This window comes from Steroidobacter sp. (genome assembly GCF_016790065.1).
Taxonomy (GTDB): domain Bacteria; phylum Pseudomonadota; class Gammaproteobacteria; order Steroidobacterales; family Steroidobacteraceae; genus Steroidobacter.
Genome location: NZ_JAEUPY010000379.1, coordinates 1 through 1,986, shown reverse-complemented (window position 1 = coordinate 1,986; position 1,986 = coordinate 1). Strand labels below are relative to the sequence as shown.

Annotated in this window: 3 protein-coding genes; 1 reads left to right on the top strand and 2 read right to left on the bottom strand. The window is 63.5% G+C overall.

From position 1 onward, the window contains the following. Both JNL55_RS15625 and JNL55_RS15620 read right to left on the bottom strand, forming a co-directional pair. The coding region (locus JNL55_RS15625; RefSeq protein WP_293855218.1) for a hypothetical protein at positions 1-203 on the bottom strand (203 nt) is incomplete at its 3' end. A 646-nt stretch (positions 204-849) separates the two neighbouring features. After that, positions 850-1,722: a hypothetical protein gene (locus tag JNL55_RS15620; protein ID WP_293855215.1), complete on the bottom strand. Its 873-nt coding sequence runs from the start codon at positions 1,720-1,722 to the stop codon at positions 850-852. 42 nt (positions 1,723-1,764) lie between these two features. Between JNL55_RS15620 and JNL55_RS15615 the strand changes: the two genes are divergently transcribed. Further along, the coding region (locus JNL55_RS15615; RefSeq protein WP_293855212.1) for a hypothetical protein at positions 1,765-1,986 on the top strand (222 nt) is incomplete at its 3' end.

Genomic DNA, 1,986 nt, shown 5'->3' with positions numbered 1-1,986 from the left:
CCCTCCATGTGGAGAGCATAGCCGATGATGATCACGACAAAGAGCAGGCCCGCCGGGATGTAATACGGCCCGTGCGCCGAGACCATCCCGAGGTATCCCAGATGCAGAACGTTGTGCACGTGGTGATAAGCCTTGTGGTGGACGTGTGCGTGCTCGCGGAGCGCATCCATCCGTAAGCGGATGAGTTCCAGCAGGCTTCTCATGACGGCGTCACCTCGCGGTCGTTGCTGGCCCGCGTCGATGCGGTGTGCCCATCGGTGAAGCCACAAGGTCGGCGCCGCATGGACCAACAGCGATATGCGAGAGCCTTCAACGCAGCCGGATGTGTCGGCTCATGCTGAATCGATGCCACGGTGCAAGGAGTCTGCGGGGTGGCGCTGGGCGCGCCATGCCAAGTTGGGTTCGTCATTTCTGACCTCTCAGAGTGGGACGATGAAGGAGGTCCCGCACAGGCCATGCTCGTGCGGGGTAAGGGGGCTCCAATCGCGATCAGCGGATGGGAGAAAATTCGGGCGGCAAAGACTGCGAGCGTGCGCATCGAGCGCCGATCGCGCGGAGTTGGTGTTGTCGGTCGAGCCACGCGAACGGTTCGACCGCTGTTCTACTCGCTCGAGCCTGGGAGACGGATCACTCGCAAGCTCGTACCAGTCTCGTGCACCAAGGTTGGTGCGCTTTCGAAGGGTGCGGGCAGGTTATCGCACCGGTGTGTGTCGAAGTCTCAGTCATGCGAGCCTTCGAGGCGCGCGTGGCGAACGTGTCCGTGACGTTTCATCCTTCACTCGTGCTCCGCATCCGTTCGCAATTGCTGCCGTTGCCTTCGAGAACAGATCCACGACCGGCCGTGCGGCGCTATGGCCTGTCCGTGAGCTCCAACCATTGACAGCCGGGCGACTTCATCTCAATCAATAGTTGGACCAGCATTTCAGCGACGGCGGCGAGCCCGGTGTCACGAGTGACAGGATCGCCAGTCTTGGCTGAGGCAGGGTTAGCCGCCGCTTGCGCCTCGGCTTCGACCGCGTAGACCGCGGCGGCGAGCGCGCACAGCGCTCGGCCGCTGTCGCTGATGTCGCTGTTCGCGTCGACCGCACGGCCCGCTTGGAGCGCGCAGACCCAGGCGGCACTGGTCGCGGCCTGCGCCAAAGAGATTTGCGAAGGCTCGATGCTCGATGCATCGCCGTGCGCCGCGCTGAGAATCCGTTGTGCCCCGATGTACGACAGAAGCGTGGATTCGCGTTCGCATCGATCTGCTGCAGCGGAGAGTGCATCATGATGTGAAAGCGTGCGGAAGATCGACGCCACCGCACGCAGCCCCTTCGAGACGTGTGGCAGCGTGAGGCGGACCACAAGCGCACTGAACGCCTTGGTGTTGAGAACTCCCTGGGTACCGAGCTGGGCCACGCCCAACCGACGAAGGCCGCGAGCGCGCGCTTGTGGGGATGACCAGTCACAGTCATTCAGTCCGCCGACGAGATGCCGCAGGCAGTGCTCTATACAGCCCGGATCAGCACTGTGCGGCAACCCCAGTGCATAGCAGGCGGTGGCTTCCACACCCATCTGCCCGGGCGTTGGGCGCCCCAGTCCAGCCAAGAGGCCCTGGTCGATCAGTGCCAACACGTTCTCTGCGATGGCTTGTGTGATCTCGAGGGTGCCGACATGGATGTCATGGTTCGATGATGGTGCCGGCTGGGCGCCGGCCAGGGTCATACTCGGGTTTGGGTTCATGGCTCATCTCCAAAAGAAAAGGCCCGTTGATCGGAAGTTCGCGTGGACGATGTCCGGCGAACCCTGCGTGTTCGGAGAGGCGAACGATGGGATGGCGGCGGTCGAGCGGCGGCTTTCGTCGCAGCCACCCGACGCCAGGTGTTTCAATCGTTCACCGCCGTCGCATCCCTGCAAGGTCAAGCGGCCGGCGCGTCATCAGCGCCCGCGAGATCGAGCCACTGGCAGCCGGGCGCCCGCATCTCGATGAGCACCTGGACGACATCC